This is a genomic window from Pseudoalteromonas sp. XMcav1-K (genome assembly GCF_044005875.1).
Taxonomy (GTDB): Bacteria; Pseudomonadota; Gammaproteobacteria; order Enterobacterales; family Alteromonadaceae; genus Pseudoalteromonas; species Pseudoalteromonas spongiae.
The window spans coordinates 141325-157046 of the sequence record NZ_JBIPJE010000035.1; the positions used below are offsets into that span (position 1 = coordinate 141325).

Genomic DNA, 15722 nt, shown 5'->3' on the forward strand with positions numbered 1-15722 from the left:
TTTTTTATTTGTTAATTACTGACTTTGACTGCGCCAAAGAGCGGCATAACGCCCTTCTTTTTCAAGTAGTTGTTGGTGTGTACCCTCTTCCACCAGCCGCCCTTGCTCTAAATAAAAAATGTGATCCGCATCGGTCACGGTTGAGAGGCGATGAGCAATCATAATCGCAGTATGATGGCGTGCCACTTTTTTGATGGTTCGCATTATGGCTTCTTCGTTATGACTATCAAGTGCTGAAGTTGCTTCATCAAATACCATAATAGGAGAATCTTTCAATAGTGCCCTTGCAATCGCAACGCGCTGTTTTTCACCTCCCGAGAGCTTTAAACCGCGCTCGCCAACATGAGTTTCAAAACCATCGTTAAGCGATTCAACGAAGGTTTTAAGATTCGCTGCTTCACTTGCTGCAATCACTTGCTCTTTCGTTGCCGATAAGTTGCCGTAATGAATATTGTCATAAATACTGGCGTTAAATAACACGGTATCTTGCGGCACCACGGCAATGACTTCGCGCAATGAATCTAATTTAACCTGAGCGATATTCTGCCCGTCAATTTGAATGTTGCCATTGGTTACATCATAAAACCGGCAGAGCAACTTGGTTAGAGTACTTTTTCCAGAGCCACTCGGACCAACAATTGCAACCTTGCTCCCCGCCTTAATATTAAGAGACAGGTTATTTAAAATTGTGCGCTCTTTTGCATAACCAAAGCTGACATTTTCAAATGTAATGGCCCCTTGGTTTACAGCAAGTGACGCACTTTTGCTATTGCGCGACACAGAGGAGTCAACCTTGAGTAAATCAAACATGTTTTCAATATTGGTGAGCGAGCCTTTAATTTCGCGATAGACAAAACCCAAAAAGTTAAGCGGCATAAATATTTGCATCATAAAGGCATTCACTAATACAAAATCCCCCAGGGTCATCGCGTTTGCTTCCACATCAAGCGCAGCAAATAACAGCATTGAGGTCATCGCTGTGGCAATTACAAGGGCCTGACCGCCATTTAAGGCAAACAGTGATAATCGGTTTTTACGGCGTGCTTTTTCCCAAGCCGCAAGTTCAACATCGTACTCTTTAATTTCGTGTTCTTCGTTATTAAAGTATTTTACGGTTTCAAAATTTAACAGGCTATCAACGGCGCGGGTGTTTGAGCGATTATCAGCCATATTTGCTTCGCGAATAAACTTTAATCGCCAATTAGTCACATACACAGTGAACGTAATATAAACCACCACTGAGGCGACAATCACTAGCCCGTATTTAGCGCCATACTTGGTAGTTAAAATACCAATTACCAACATCAGCTCGATTAACGTTGGGCCAATATTGAAAACAAAGAAGCGCATCACAAAACTAATACCCGACACCCCGCGTTCAATATCTCGGGCAAGGCCACCGGTTTTGCGATCTAAATGAAATTTAAGGTCGAGGTGTTGTAAATGGCTAAATACTTTCATGCTAATACGACGCATGGCGCGCTCAGTAACACGGCCAAACAGCATGTCGCGTAATTCTGATAACACCACATTGGCAAGTCGCAGCACACCATAGGCGGCAATTAAACCAACCGTGCCTAATAACACCACATTATTTTGTTGATCTAACGTGTCTACCGTGTATTTCAGTACAAAAGGTAAATAAACACTGGCAAGCTTAGCAAATACTAAGCAACAAAACGCAATAATAATGCGCGTGCGAAATTCTAATAAATAAGGTACAACTTGTTTAAAGACGCGTATATTAAAGCTGTCATTTTCGTTTGGCACAGAAAAACCGCGGCGCATAACTCACTCGTGCTCATTAAGATCAAATATAGGATGTATTATGTATTGGCAAGCAGTTGAACAGCAAATAGAAATCGCATTAAAAACAAAAACGCTCCAGCCACTCACAACGCAAAGCCAATCCTTTTTGGATAATAATATTCACTTCACGGTGCACTTGCGCGTCGCTAAAAAAATCGACAAACCTCATCAAAGCACGCAAAAGACCAACCCGTTTTTACCTCATGAAGAGGCGATGTTTGTAAAAGACTGCCCACCGTCACACAAGCTACTGTTAAATAAGTTCCCGGTATTAAAACCCCATGCCCTGTTATGTAGTAAAGAATTTGTAGCGCAGCAAAGTCCATTAACGGAATCTGATTTTTCAGCTTGGCTTGAACATTTAAATTCGCCTTATGATGTTGGCTTTTATAATGCAGGCCCTACAGCCGGTGCTAGCCAAGGGCATCGTCATATGCAGTTAATTCGCTTAGCACACAGTGACACCGTTACAGCTATTGCCAAACAACTAGAGGACATCAGTTTTGTGCGATTTGGCCCTCTAAATTTAGCGCTGTGTATCAAGTATTATCAACAAGCGCTCCAACAATTTGCTCTAAATAACAATGATATTGAGACCGGTGCCTACAACCTAATTATACATAAAGACTTATTCTGGTTAGTGCCACGAAAAACCGCGCATATCGAATCAATATTCGCTAACGGACTCAATTTTTGCGGCCATTTTCTAGTAAAAAATGAAGCACATCTATGCTGGTTAAAGGAACACGGTTTTATCGCGTTTTTAAGAGGCCTATGCCAAGACCTGCATAAATAAACGGCAAAAGTGCATACAAACAGGTCAAATCTGTTAGATAAGGGCTTTTGTTTAAAAAACTCTCTAGGTATACTGGCCGGATGCAGTTTGTATTAATAACCTTATTTTACCCCTCGTTCAGTATGTTTATTAACACAAATCTGCTTTCTGGGTAACTGTTACCCAAACATAACTATTGGCCGCCCGTTCAAACCGAAAGGTAGTAACAACAATAATAATATTGGCCACAACAATAATTTGAATTAGGAAGCATACGATGAATTCAGTCCCTAAAGCAGGTGAAATGTTAGGCCACCCGAAAGGCCTATTCCTGCTATTCACTACAGAACTTTGGGAGCGCTTTAGCTACTACGCAATGCGCGCAATCTTAGTACTTTATTTAGTAGACCAAGTATATTCTGAAGGCGGTAACGGTATGGGTTGGACCCAAGCCGATGCACTTTCAATGTATGGTACATTTACCGGTCTTGTTTACCTTACGCCATTAATCGGTGGTTGGTTAGCGGATCAGTACTTAGGCCAACGTAAAGCAATTTATATCGGCGGCTTCTTAATGGCTGCAGGTCAATTTATCTTAGGTACGCCGCACGCGTGGGTACCTGGCATGGAAACGGAAGCGTTCTATGTAGGTTTAGGTCTATTAATTGCTGGTAACGGTTTATTCAAGCCAAATATTTCAACCATGGTTGGTGATTTATATGAAGAAGGTGATAACCGTCGTGATGGCGCATTTACTATCTTCTATATGGGTATCAACGTAGGTGCCGCACTTTCTGGTATCGTAGTAGGTTCAGTTGTTGCACATTATGATGGTAACTACCAAGCAGGCTTCATTTGTGCCGGCATTGGTATGGTCTTCTCACTTATTATTCAATTCTTATTTGCGCAAAAACTACTTGGTAACATAGGTACAATCCCAGCGGCTAAGTTAGAAAAGCAACAACAAACAGAAGTACGTAAAGAGCCATTAACTGCTGTTGAGCGCGACCGTATTAAAGTAATCATGGTATTAGGCCTTTTCACTGTTGTTTTCTGGGCAGGCTTCGAGCAAGCTGGCGGCCTAATGAATATCTTCACTAACGAATACACAGACCGTAACATTGGTAGCTTCGAAGTACCGACTACGTGGTTCCAATCTTTAAATGCGATTTTCATCGTTGTATTTGCTCCGGTAATTGCATCTATCTGGATCCGTCTTGGTAACAAAGAACCTAACTCACCGGTTAAATTTGCACTTGGCCTTATCTTATTAGGTATTGGTTTTGTATTTATGATGGGTGCGGTTATGGAAATGGACGGTGACCCAACAAATAAATCAAGCATGTGGTGGTTAGTAGGTGCATACTTCTTCCATACCATGGGTGAATTATGTTTATCACCAATTGGTTTATCAATGGTAACTAAACTAGCTCCGCTACGTATCGCATCATTAATGATGGGTGCTTGGTTCCTATTTATTGCAATTGCTAACAAAGTTGGTGGTATCGTTGGTTCATTTATTGGCCACGGCGACACGACTAAAGAAGAGCAACTTGCAAATGCAATGTCTATCTTTGGCGGTATCTTTATTACTGCGATTGCTTCAGGTGTTTTACTGTACTTTATGGCAGATAAACTTGTTGATTGGATGCACGGTGCAGAAGATCACCACCACACTGAAGAAGAAGTGTTAGAAGAAGAGCTTGAAGTAACAGCGACTCGTTAATAACGCACTTATTACAAAAAAAGGCCTATAGTTTCTATAGGCCTTTTTTTATGTCATTAAGTGTAATTGAAGCTTAGCCGCCAGATATGGTATTTTTCATCCTCAATTTAATTCTTTTGGGTGATATGTGAAAACTTACAAGCTTTTAAGTTCATTACTAATATGTTTAGCGCTAAGTGCATGTGGTGGTGGCGAAACTGAAAAAGTATATGTTCCAGATCTAGAACAAGGTGGCGTAATCACACCATCGATGAGTTTAAACGCCAGCTTTGATAATGGCAGAATGACGCTGCGTATACCCGCAGGCATTTCAGACAGTGATTTCACCCTAAAAGTTAGCACATCACAAAGCGCGCCTTCAACGCAAACGCAACAGGTAATTTCAAATACCTATACGCTCTCTCCTGAAGACAAAACACTGCTCAACCCAATTGAAATGGAAGTGTTTGTTGATTTAACTGAATATCAACAAGGAAAAGTGTATTTAGCCCGTTTAGAAAATACAACTTGGTATCCGATTACCAGCAGTGTCGGTGCTGCAAGCGTTAAAGCGAATCTTAGTCAACTAGGTCAATATGCGGTGCTTTTTGAGCCAAAGCGCGAATTAGAAATTAGTAAAGTGATTGGCCCCGAGTGTGATGCCAATGCAAATGAGCAAGCGCTGCGCTTTATTCATGTGGCCGATTTACACTCTCGTTTTGGTTATAAAGAACAACTTTTCAGTCGCATAAAAGGCCACTACCAAAATGCCAAATCAGCACAGCCGTATACCTTATTCACTAATGGTGGTGACGACTACGAAAAAGGCACAGTAGCCGAACAAATTTCACAAGGGCTTGCCACGGTCGATGCAATAAAAGCAATGGAGTTTGATGTCCGTGTTGTCGGTAATCACGATTATGCGTGGGGGCCAACACAATTATTAGATTATGCCAATGACGACCATGCCATAGTGCTCGCCAGTAATACGCGCTATGTCGGCAATGACGAAAACGGCTTCGCCGCTGTTGATTTTGCCGCGGTGCAAGTAGGTTGTTTAAAGGTGGGCTTTTTTGGCATGACTTCAGTGCCATGGAACGAACTTGATGAACCCTTACAAACCGCCCCTATTCCAGATTTTATCCCCGACTTTAAAATGAACTGGGACTGGACTTCCGTTGCGCAAGGTATTGTTAATACCTATAGTGAAGATGTTGATTTTATGGTTATGCTTAGCCACATGGGTATAGGTGGCGACACCCGTATTGCCGAAAACATCACTGGCGTTAATTTAGTATTAGGTGGCCATACCCACGGCGGTGAAAGTATTCAGGCACTCGATAACGGTGCGCTGGTTATTCAGCCAAACTTTTTTGCGCAAGGCCTAACGGACTTAACCCTGACGATAAATACCGATTCAAACACCATTACTAACTATGACTACAAAACATATTTAACGAGTAATATCGATGTCGTTGACCAACAAATGGTCGGCACTATTGAGCAGATTATGGGGCGCTACGCGCCTGATACCAATACCGCTATTGCCTTTTCTGAAAATTACCCTAACGAAGCGCAAACCGCCGAAATTTTAGCAAATGCAACATTCTTTACCCACAGTGTCGATGCCGCCTTGTTTGATCCAATTCAAGTACAAAACCGTTGGACTCCGGGCAAACTAACCCAAGAGAAGTTTCACGAGACCTACTATGTTGAAAGACAGCCATCTGACACTCCTGGGTTTAACGCGCTTTATGAAGTCTCCGTTACGGGCAGTGAGCTAAACCAAATGCGTTTAGCGCAGCCAGAATGGGTATTTAAACTGGCAAGTGATAAATCTATCAGCAATGACAAAACCTATCGCGTAGCACTGCAAAAAGGCCCTGCCTATAACGGCAACCTGTTCTTCTCGGGGGTTACGTTACCTACGCCTACAGAATTATCAGAATCTTGGTGGGCGCTTGATCAATATGCCCGCCAGCGAACTAGCCAATGTGTGCATATTGATACCAACCAACCATTAAATAGCTGCCTTGAAGATAACTATGTCACAATTTGGAATTTCAATGATTTAGATGCGCCATTTAAAGCTGATTTTGGCCCGAGTGAACTGAGCTACTTTGATCCACTCAATAAAGATTGGGGGCCGGAACGCAGCCCATTTGTAAGTACCAGCGATGCCAATATTGCAGATCTACCCGATGGCAGCTCTGGCGTACTGGCCTTTGGTCGTCATAGCCCATCGCAAGGCTTGGCATTAAAGCATAATGTGCCCGCTAACGGCGATTTTTACCAAAGCAATAAAGTAGCCGATTACACTTTAGTAATGGATATTATGTGGCCGCAAAGCAGTAGCAATGAATTCCGTGGGCTACTGCAAACAGACCAACTTAACAACGACGATGCGGATCTATTTGTTGACCGAGACACCAATGGCGTAGGTATAACAACCCGTGATAGTGGCTTCTTTGGTAACCTACAACCAAACACCTGGTATCGCGTTGCGATTGTGTTTTATAGCGCGCCTGAAAATGGGGTTTTAAAAGTATTTATTAACGGCGAGTTGGTCGGTGAAAAAGACGAAGGTGAAATTGGTGAACGCTGGGCGCTCAGTAATACCTTGTTACTGCTGACAGACGATACTTATGAAACTGAACCAGGCTATTTAAACGCACTACTTTTTGCTGGGCGTAGCTTCGATTCAGATGAAGTAGCCAACCTTGGCGGCCCAAGTAAAACGATGCGGTTTAATCAAAGTACTCGGGCACTCAATCAAAAAGTGGAACGTCACAGTGAAAGTGTTGCCACGATGGCGATTAACCCTTGGTTAAAACAACGTGAAAAGTTCTTTAACAGTAAAAAATAGCAATGATTCTAAAAGGGACCAACGCCTCTTTTTTTGTGCGCACGCGTCGCTTTCTCAAAATTGTAAATAAAACTGCACAAAAATGAGCAAAAATCACACGCTATTAACAGTGCTACATTTTAGTCTGTTTTTATCTACTCACCATTCACACCGCAGAAATCAAAATTTTACTCGTGCAAAATAGGATATTTTTTATGCACCAATAAATCGCATTAAAAGAAACAGCTAAATATTGCCTTTTTTGTATTTAAAAGTTTACAAAAAGCCACCTCTAGCAAAATCACCTTAGCTCTTTTCCTTTTACAACTTTTGCATAATTATCTAGCCAATTCGTGTTTAAAGAGTTGGCCACTCGAAACGTAATAAGCCATCTCTCACTCTTTAGGGGACAAAAAATGACTCAAGTAAATAACCCACTCGGTTTATTAGGTATCGAATTTACTGAATATGCGACACCAGATGCAGATTATATGGACAAGATCTTTTCAGACTTTGGTTTTTCAAAACTGAAAAAGTTTAAAGGTAAAGACATCACCTACTACAACCAACATGATATTCATTTTTTACTAAACAATGAGCGTGACGGTTTTTCAGCTGAATTTGCTAAATCACACGGCCCTGCAATTTGTTCAATGGGCTGGCGTGTAGCTGATGCACAAAAAGCATTTGATGTTGCTGTTGAGCGCGGTGCAAAGCCTGCAACAGATGCGGCTAATAAAGATTTACCATACCCAGCAATTTACGGTATTGGTGACAGCCTAATTTACTTCATCGACGTATTTGGTGATAAAGGCTCTATCTATGCAAATGACTTTGAAGACTTAGCTGAGCAAAACATTGTTGAAGACAAAGGTTTCCTTCGCATCGACCACCTTACTAACAATGTTTACAAAGGCACTATGGAAACATGGGCGAACTTCTACAAAGACGTATTTGGTTTTGAAGAAGTACGTTACTTCGACATTAAAGGTCAGAAAACGGCACTATTGTCTTACGCACTTAAGTCACCATGTGGCACATTCTCGATTCCAATCAATGAAGGTAAAGACGATAACAACAACCAAATTGATGAATATCTAGATGAATACAATGGCCCAGGTGTTCAACACTTAGCGTTTTTAACCAACGACTTAGTGGGCTCTCTAGATAAGCTAGACCAAACAAATATTGCAACTTTAGATATCGTAGATCATTACTACGACACTATTTTTGACCGTGTTCCTTGGGTTAAAGAAGACAAAGATAAAATCAGAGAGCACCAAATTCTGGTAGATAGCCAAAGCGAAGATTGTTACTTACTGCAAATCTTCACTAAAAACCTATTTGGCCCAATCTTTATCGAAATGATCCAACGTGTTGACGATGGTGGTTTTGGTGAAGGTAACTTCCAAGCATTGTTCGAATCAATCGAGCGTGACCAAGAGCGCCGTGGTGTTATCTAAGTAAGATAAGCTAACAACATAAAAAGCAGCTTTCGTCTTTTTTGGCCAAGCTGCTTTTGCTATTTCAAGGCTAACATGTTTTCAAACTTGAATTTATTAATTCAATCGCCATATTTAGCCTAAGCCAATAAAAGCAAAAGGAAAGACCATGTCTTTTATCAATGAAACGCACGATATTAATTTAAAAAGCTGGGTAAGCAGCGCAAACGTTGCTGGCAATGACTTCCCAATTCAAAACCTGCCATTTGCTTCTTTCCGTCGTAAAGGATCGTCAGAAGAATTTCGCGGTGGTGTCGCAATCGGTGACCAAGTATTAGATTTAGCCGTAGTTGCAGATGCGGGCATTTTCTCAGGCATTGCTCAAGAAGCTGTAGAAGCAGCTAACGCCCCTGCGCTCAACGAGTTTATGGGCATGGGTAAGGCATATTGGTCTGCTCTACGTTTAGCGCTTTCAAAAGCACTACGTGAAGGCTCTGAGCAGCAAAGTGCTCTTGAATCTGCACTGGTAGCGCAAGATGACGTTGAATATGCACTTCCATGTCATATTGGCGACTACACCGATTTCTACACATCAATTTACCACGCAACAGCGGTAGGTAGCTTATTCCGCCCTGATAACCCGCTTTTACCTAACTACAAATGGGTGCCAATCGGTTATCACGGCCGCGCATCATCAATTGGCGTGTCAGGTCAAAGCTTCCCTCGTCCAAAAGGCCAAACAAAAGCGCCTGATGCAGACGTTCCGTCATTTGGTCCTGCAAAACGTATGGACTATGAGCTTGAGCTAGGTATCTACCTTGGTAAAGGCAACGAGTTAGGCGATGCAATTAGCATTGAAGATGCAGAAGATCATGTATTTGGTTTCTGTTTATTTAATGACTGGTCTGCGCGTGACTTACAAGCGTGGGAATATCAGCCGCTAGGACCATTCCTTGCGAAAAACTTCGCATCGACTGTATCACCTTGGATTGTGACTACTGAAGCATTAGCGCCTTACCGTACACAGTGGCACCGTGATGAAAACGATCCACAGCCGCTTGACTACTTAGAGTCTTCACACAACCGTGAAGCAGGCGCATTCGATATTCAGATGGATGTGTTACTTGAATCTGAAAAAATGCGTGCTGACGGCGCTGCACCAAGCAAGCTTTCTGAGTCGAGCTTCAAACACAGTTACTGGACAGTAGCGCAAATGGTGACACACCACACGGTAAATGGCTGTAACTTTATTCCAGGTGACATGCTAGGTTCAGGTACTCAGTCAGGCCCTGAACATGAAGAAGCAGGTTCAATGCTTGAACTATCTCGTGGTGGTAAAGAAAGCATTAAACTTAACAATGGCGAAGAGCGTAAGTTCTTGGAAGATGGCGACAAAGTGATTATGCGTGGTTGGTGTGAAGCCGACGGCTTTAACCGCATTGGCTTTGGCCGCGTTGAAGGCACGGTATTACCTGCCAAGTAACCTCCTGCCCTTTTTAGGTGGCAAGCAAATTGCCACCTAATACTCCTTCTTAAGTCGTATTTCAAAAATTTTTCTGGATTTTTTGCAGTATGTTGGTATCTTGTACCGGTTAACTTGCCTGCTAATTAATAATAATCAAAGGCAGTATATTTAACTACGTCGGTTTTCATAATGTTAAAAGCACTTTTTCCAGATAAACAGTTACTGATCCGCCAAAACGGTGACGTAAAATACCTTACTTTGCCAAGCTGGCTGCAAGTAATGCTATTTTTCGTAGGTCTTGCTGTGTGCGTTATTGCTGGTGCGGGTAGCTATCAATATGTTGAGCTAAATGGCGTGATCACCGAACAACAGCAAGTCATTGAGCAAAAACAATCTGAACTCGATGCGCTACACCTATCCTATCGTGAAAAACACAGCGAACTTTCAAGTCGCATTTCTCAAATTGATGAAAAATCACAACTAATGACCAATATGCTTGAGTCATTACCTGAAGCACAGCAAGAAGAATTTCAGGCGCAACAAGACGCCACGCAAAAAGAAAATGCTCCTGTTCAAACAGAGCAACAAGCGAAAATATCTGACACCGAAACAAAGCCAGAAGACGCTGACGTTACAAAAAAAGCGCAAGATAAAAAACAAGATAGCAAACCTGAGCCTAAGGCTGAAAGTGAAGGTGAATCTGACACGCAAGATGACAGCACTAGCGAAGAAACCATTGAAAATGACATCGCGCGTGAAAACCAACTGCTTGATACTCAGTTCACTACCCTTGCTCAAGTTGTCGATGGCCGTACTGAGAGCCTATTAAAAGCGTTGGAAAAAGCTGGAGTTGACCACACAACCTTAATTAACAAAGAGTTAGATGAAACAGCTCAAGGTGGTCCATTTAATGCGGTTGATGCGTCTGTACTGAGTAAAGATCAGCAAGCGCTATTAGATAAAATCGTAGTACTTAATCAGCTAAGCGGTAATCTTGAATTACTACCGACCAGTTTGCCGGCTAAAGCATTTTATGTTTCAAGTAGCTATGGCCTACGTACCGACCCTGTTACCAAGCGCAGAGCAATGCACCGCGGCGTTGATTTAGCTGGCTGGCACAAAACTGAAATTTTTGCCCCAGCACATGGCACAGTAAAACGTGCAGGTCGCAATGGCGGCTATGGTAAATTTATCGAAATTGAACATAAGAATGGATTCGTAACACGCTACGGGCATTTAGCTAAAATTAACGTAAAACGTGGACAAGAAGTACAAAAGGACCAAGTTATCGGGTTAATGGGTAACTCAGGACGCAGTACAGGCACCCATTTACATTATGAAATTTTACACAATGAAAAACATATTAACCCGTTAAAATTAACTAAGGCATTTGAGAATGTTCTCCAATAAGAAAAAAAATTCGTTTCCTTCTATTATCTCATCAGACGTTGAAATCTCCGGGACAATTAACAACTCAGGCACAATTCAGTTAGAAGGCTGCATCATTGGCGAAGTGAATGTACAAAGCCTAACTATCGGCAATGACGGTCGTGTAGAAGGCGATATTAACGCGCAAGAAGTAATCGTAAAAGGCACTGTTAAAGGTACTATTAAGGCTAAAAAAGTAGTACTAGAGCAATCGGCAAATGTAGTTGGCGATATTTTTCACGACACTATTAGCATTCAAGAAGGCGCTTCAATTCAAGGCTCTATGACACAAGCAGCAAAGCCTGTAGTAACAAATACTGAAGAAAAAGAACCGAAAAAAGAAAAGAAGACAGCCTAAATGACTTTATTACGTAATACCCTACTCGCGCTTACATCAGCCGCTATTTTATCTGCATGTTGGTTTCAAGATCCTGCTGTAAAGCAAGTTGAGCAATTTATTAGCGAACAGAAAGTCGATAAGCAAGACGAGAAGTGGCGCACCAAATTAACGCTGCCGCCAAAACTTGAATTTGCACAAGACACAACCTACTACTGGGTACTTAAAACAAGTTTAGGCGAAATGAAATTTGAACTGTTTCATAAAACAGCGCCTATGCATGCCTCAAGTACGATTTATTTAACCAAGCTTGGTTTTTACGATTCACTGACGTTTCATCGAGTTATTACCGATTTTATGGCGCAAGGTGGCGACCCACTTGGCAATGGGCAAGGTTTCCCAGGGTATCGTTACGGCGGTGAATTTGAACCTTTGGTATCGCATGACCAAAAAGGCCTCTTGAGTATGGCCAATGCCGGTCCAAATACTGATGGTAGCCAGTTTTTTATTACTTTTCGCGCAACCCCGCACCTAGATGGCAAACATACCGTTTTTGGTAAGCTAGTAAGCGATGAAGCAGTGTTAGATCTGTTTAACGAAAACGCGACACGCTTTGGTAAGCCAAAACAACAACTGATTATCCAATCAGCGCATATAATTACTGAATAACAAATCATTTAGTAACCAAGCGCTAACCACAAGCCTTGAGCCAACGCTTAAGGCTTGGATCTTCTAAGCATAACGTATACAATTCACCGCCCCTGATAATTGTAGTGAGATTATGCTAAAACTCGCCCTCGTTCTGCTTGTCATCTTTTGTCCAATGGCAATCGACCTTTACCTACCAGCCATGCCTCAGATGGCTGACAAACTCGATACGTCAATTACCAATATTCAATCAAGCATTACCGTTTATATGTTATGTGTGGGCTTTGGACAGCTCTTACTTGGCCCGTTAAGCGACCGTTTTGGCCGCCAAAAAATAGCGATATTTGGCGTTTTTGCTTACTTTATTGGCTCAGTACTTGCGGCGTTTTCCGATACCGTCACCTTGCTAATTATCGCCCGTATCATTCAAGGCATTGGTGCCGCAGCAACATTTGTTAGCACATTTGCGTTAGTACGCGACAATTACAATGCCAACAAAAGTGCCCAAGTAATTTCATACTTAAATGGTATAGTGTGCTTTATTCCTGCACTCGCCCCTATTTTAGGCGCTTGGCTAACCTTGCAATTTGGCTGGCAAACTAACTTTTACTTTTTAGCCGGATTTGCCGCAATCGGATTTATCGTGTTGTTGGTTGCGATTCCTAAACGCCCTGCTATTGCAACTCAGCAACAAACTGAAGAAAAACAGTCTTATTGGCAGATAATTTCACACCCAACGTTTTTGTTTAATGCCACCATTTGCATGCTGGCAATGGGCGCTATTTTGGCATTTGTCGCACAGGCGCCTAACTACTTAATTAATCAACAAGGACTAACAGAGCAAGAGTTTACGCTCTGGTTTAGCATCAATGCCACAGTCAGTATTATCGCCAGTTTCACGGCACCGCAACTGATCAAGCGCTCTACATCACTCGCCTTGTTATGTGGTTTATTGTTGATGGTTAGCGCTGCGTGTTTAGTTTTACTATTTCAATTTACGCTTGCCAATGTAAGTAGCTTTATGGCTGCTATTTTTGTCGGCTCAATTGGCTTTTCGTTCACTATGGGCGCAGCTGCAGGTAACGCGCTAGGGCCTTTCAAAAAGCAAGCAGGCAAAGCCTCAGCCTTGCTTGGCATGATGCAAATGAGCGGCGCTGGATTAATCGTTAGCTTAACCCAATACCTACCGCTTGCGATTCCATTTATTATTGCGCTGCACTTACTCAGTGTGCTGCCTTTTTTATTAACGCTAAAACGCTATCAAAGCGCGGCAAAACCAACGTACAACTAGAGACATCAATTAATGATTAACTTTGAATCGCTGCTGTCATTTATCACCTTAAGCTTTTTACTAGCGGTGTCTCCGGGGCCGTCAAATGCATTTTTAATGGCGCAAACATTTGCTAAGGGCAAAGACGCGGGCATGCAAACAGCATTTGGCTTCGCCACTGCGGGTGTAATACACACAATATTAGCCGTTGCTGGCCTCAGTGTTATTTTAAAAACATCTCAGTTAGCGTATCAAACAGTGCTGATAATAGGTGCGCTTTACCTTGTTTATTTAGGTGTCACCAGCATTATTGATAGCTTACGAAAACCAGAAGTTATTCATTGTGAGCTATCAAATAAAAAAGAAAAAAACATCTTCGTACAAGCTATGCTTACCGAGATTTTTAACCCAAAAGTTGCGCTCTTCTTTTTAGCCTTTATTCCGCAATTCGCCGACAGTTCGCTAAGCACACCGGTATGGTTACAGTTGCTTATTTTTGGCTTGCTGTATCCAATTTTGGCTTTCCCTATTGATGTGTTGTACGTAAAAAGCGGGAACAAGATTGCAGGTTACTTTAAACATCACCCAAGCGCGCAGCAATGGATTGATCGTATTGCCGGTAGTATTTTTGTTGTATTGGGGTTACGCTTGGTGTTCGAAGTATTTTAAAGTGTGAAAACATGGAACAAATTACCACTGCGATCCCTGCCAAAAAAAGCATTGCGCTTGTTGCCCACGATGGTAAAAAATCAGCGCTAACTCTGTGGTGTCAAAAACACCAAGATGTACTCAGTCAGCACAATTTATACGGTACCGGTACAACTGGCCACATAATTGAAAAAACCACTGGGCTGGCGGTTGAAAAGCTTTTAAGCGGTCCTATGGGCGGCGACCAACAACTTGGTGCTAAAATCGCCGAGCATGAAGTCAACCTACTGATTTTCTTTTGGGATCCTCTTGCTTCTCAGCCTCACGACCCTGACGTGAAAGCATTATTGCGACTAGCTGCGGTGTGGAATATTCCCGTTGCCTGTAATGAAGCAACAGCTGATATGCTAATTGCCAGCGAGCTGATGTCGCAACAAATACATCGCACAATTCCTGACTACCATAATTATTTGGCCGATCGCCTCGATTAAATCACTCAGAGTGCCTGACACGCAGAAACCGTGCAAAACGAGGCTTGCCGTATTTCGTCAAGCCATTGTAACGATATGTCACCATTGACCCTATCTCGGGCGGTGTGTTTCTCATAACATCTGACAAGCCACTGCCCAGTTTGATTTGTTGACCACTTGGCAGCTCAACAATCAATGCGCCAACTAACCCATGGTATTTTCCTTTACCCGGACTGTAACCCACTACCTTCGCTTCAGCATCCTGATGCGGCTTGAGCTTAAGTAAGTTATCACTGCGGCCATCGCTAAACTGAGCACGTTTTGCATGCAGCATAATGCCTTCGGCGCCTTGATTTATTCGGGCTTGATAGTAGGTATCCAACTCCTGATAAGTAGTAAATTGACGCTGTTCAATTGCCGCCAAATAATCAGAAGGCGTGGCTTCTATCAATGTTTTGTAATTCAAGTAGCGCTGGTGAAATGCTTGGCTGTGATTCGGCATATCAAATACATAAAACCTGATTTTACGCCACGCTTGATGATTTGCCTTGATATCGAGTACCGTGCTGGCAATAAACTCAAAACCACCATGGCTACTCCACAATTCACCATCAAGCCACTCGCTCGGCCAATGTTCAGTAAACCAAGTGGGCGCATGAATAACGTTACCATTTCGCGTCACAAGCTGGTTGTTTTTCCATATGGCACGAACGCCATCAAGCTTTTCGCTCACTAGGTAATCATTAATGGGCTGTTTTTGATAAGATTTGGCAAGCTGCACTTCGACACAGTAAGCAGCAGATGTAACAAGTGAGAAGATTAAGAATAGAGTAATTTTAAGAGCCATCATTTCCTCCTTGAAAATTCAACGGCTCTTTAA

13 protein-coding genes are annotated in these 15722 nt (G+C 42.3%); 11 read left to right on the top strand and 2 right to left on the bottom strand.

Annotated elements, in window-relative coordinates; translation table 11 throughout:
* Nucleotides 1–15: 15 nt before the first annotated feature.
* Nucleotides 16–1788: an ABC transporter ATP-binding protein/permease gene (locus ACHSBP_RS06840; protein ID WP_010560527.1), complete on the bottom strand. Its 1773-nt coding sequence runs from the start codon at nt 1786–1788 to the stop codon at nt 16–18.
* A 40-nt stretch (nt 1789–1828) separates the two neighbouring features.
* Here ACHSBP_RS06840 and ACHSBP_RS06845 point away from each other — a divergent pair, with 40 nt between their 5' ends.
* The 11 genes from ACHSBP_RS06845 to ACHSBP_RS06895 all read left to right on the top strand — a co-directional run bounded on the left by ACHSBP_RS06845 (nt 1829) and on the right by ACHSBP_RS06895 (nt 14863).
* Entirely contained in the window at nt 1829–2605 is a 777-nt protein-coding gene (locus tag ACHSBP_RS06845) for a phosphorylase (RefSeq protein ID WP_010560528.1), read from the top strand.
* 256 nt (nt 2606–2861) lie between these two features.
* A complete protein-coding gene (locus tag ACHSBP_RS06850; protein ID WP_010560529.1) occupies nt 2862–4310 on the top strand; it encodes a peptide MFS transporter in 1449 nt (482 codons plus the stop codon).
* A 127-nt stretch (nt 4311–4437) separates the two neighbouring features.
* The gene (locus ACHSBP_RS06855; RefSeq protein WP_395388420.1) at nt 4438–7155 is read left to right on the top strand and encodes a metallophosphoesterase; all 2718 of its coding nucleotides are present in this window, start codon (nt 4438–4440) and stop codon (nt 7153–7155) included.
* A 395-nt stretch (nt 7156–7550) separates the two neighbouring features.
* On the top strand, nt 7551–8597 hold the full coding sequence (hppD, locus tag ACHSBP_RS06860) for a 4-hydroxyphenylpyruvate dioxygenase (protein ID WP_395388421.1): 1047 nt from the start codon (nt 7551–7553) through the stop codon (nt 8595–8597).
* Between the two features lie 148 nt (nt 8598–8745).
* The gene (gene fahA / locus ACHSBP_RS06865; RefSeq protein WP_395388422.1) at nt 8746–10059 is read left to right on the top strand and encodes a fumarylacetoacetase; all 1314 of its coding nucleotides are present in this window, start codon (nt 8746–8748) and stop codon (nt 10057–10059) included.
* Between the two features lie 171 nt (nt 10060–10230).
* Entirely contained in the window at nt 10231–11451 is a 1221-nt protein-coding gene (locus ACHSBP_RS06870) for a peptidoglycan DD-metalloendopeptidase family protein (RefSeq protein ID WP_395388423.1), read from the top strand.
* On the top strand, nt 11438–11827 hold the full coding sequence (locus ACHSBP_RS06875; protein ID WP_010560534.1) for a polymer-forming cytoskeletal protein: 390 nt from the start codon (nt 11438–11440) through the stop codon (nt 11825–11827). Before ACHSBP_RS06870 ends, ACHSBP_RS06875 begins: the two co-directional genes overlap by 14 nt.
* A complete protein-coding gene (locus ACHSBP_RS06880) occupies nt 11828–12475 on the top strand; it encodes a peptidylprolyl isomerase (protein ID WP_395388424.1) in 648 nt (215 codons plus the stop codon).
* 112 nt (nt 12476–12587) lie between these two features.
* Complete coding sequence (locus ACHSBP_RS06885; protein ID WP_040642463.1) at nt 12588–13745, top strand: multidrug effflux MFS transporter; 1158 nt, start codon at nt 12588–12590, stop codon at nt 13743–13745.
* 12 nt (nt 13746–13757) lie between these two features.
* Complete coding sequence (locus ACHSBP_RS06890) at nt 13758–14393, top strand: LysE family translocator (protein WP_010560537.1); 636 nt, start codon at nt 13758–13760, stop codon at nt 14391–14393.
* Nucleotides 14394–14404: 11 nt separating this feature from the next.
* Nucleotides 14405–14863, top strand: coding sequence for a methylglyoxal synthase (locus ACHSBP_RS06895; protein ID WP_010560538.1), 459 nt, complete (start codon nt 14405–14407; stop codon nt 14861–14863).
* Nucleotide 14864: 1 nt separating this feature from the next.
* Here ACHSBP_RS06895 and ACHSBP_RS06900 read toward each other — a convergent pair whose 3' ends face one another.
* Nucleotides 14865–15689 (bottom strand): DNA ligase, encoded by an 825-nt coding sequence (locus tag ACHSBP_RS06900; RefSeq protein ID WP_010560539.1) that lies wholly within the window; start codon nt 15687–15689, stop codon nt 14865–14867.
* Between the last annotated feature and the right edge of the window lie 33 nt (nt 15690–15722).